The 1,073-nt window shown below is 66.6% G+C and carries 1 protein-coding gene; it reads right to left on the bottom strand.

From position 1 onward, the window contains the following. Positions 1 to 1,004, bottom strand: a 1,004-nt coding sequence (locus D9R12_RS15505; RefSeq protein ID WP_244919650.1) for an IS110 family transposase, incomplete at its 3' end; no start/stop codon positions are given. Positions 1,005 to 1,073 lie beyond the last annotated feature (69 nt).

Genomic DNA, 1,073 nt, shown 5'->3' on the forward strand with positions numbered 1-1,073 from the left:
CCTGTCATTCTCCATTCAGTTTGGTCTCTGGCCATGGCGTTGAGGCGGGTGAGCAGTACCCGCATGCAGGCGGTGATGGCGACCTTGGCGCACTTGCCCCGTTGGCGCAGGGCTTCGTATCGCGTCTTGAAGTCGGGTTGTTTGCGGATCACCGAGAGGCAGGCCATGTACAGCACCCGGCGGATCGGCGCCCGTCCGCCGCGGATGCGGCGTTTGCCGGCGTGCTTGCCGCTGTCCACGTTGTAGGGCGCCAGCCCGGCCAAGGCGGCGATCTGCTTGCGCGTGAGCCGGCCCAGCTCGGGCAGGTAGGCCAGCAAGCTGGCGGCGGTGACCTGGCCGATGCCGGCGACGGCCATGAGGGATCGGCCCAAGGCATCGTCGAGCTGGCCCTGGGCCTGGGCGATGACCTTGTCGATCTTGAGAATGCGCTGGCCCAGCTGCTTGATGTTGTCCAGCAGGTCCTTGCGCAGTCCAGCCAGCTCGGCCTGCTTCAGGCGACGGCGCTCATCGTCGCGCTGCTGGACCAGTTGTTCGCGGCGCTGAACCCAGGCCCGCAGGGCTTCGCGCTCGGGCTCCACGGCCTGACAGGGGGCCTTGACCACGCCGGCCATGTGCGCCAGCACCTGGGCATCGATGGGGTCGGTCTTGGCGATCTTGCCCAGGGCCTCGGCGAAGGCACGGGCTCGGCGCGGGTTGATCCGGGTGACGGGAAGTCCGGCTTTGCTCAACACGCGCATCAGCGCCCGCTCGTAGCCGCCGGTGGCTTCCAGCAACAGGTTGTCCACGCTGTGCCCCTTCAGGTGCGCCAGCAGTTGGGCATGGCCGGCAGAGGTGTTGGGCAGGGTCAGATGCAGCTTGTGGGGGAGCACGCAGACGGCCAGGGTGGCTTTGGCCACGTCGATACCAACAAGGGTCAGGGACATAAAGTTCTCGTACACTGGGGACAGGAGAGAGCCGCCTCGATCCTGCCCACGCTTGTGAAGTTCGAGCTTGAGCTCGTTCAACTGTTCGGGCTAGGGACGAGGTCGATGTGCGGCGGCCCGGGCTCCTACACGTGCTTGGCAACACTGCGC

This window comes from Pseudoxanthomonas spadix (genome assembly GCF_003703395.1).
In the GTDB taxonomy this organism is placed as follows: Bacteria; Pseudomonadota; Gammaproteobacteria; order Xanthomonadales; family Xanthomonadaceae; genus Pseudoxanthomonas_A; species Pseudoxanthomonas_A spadix.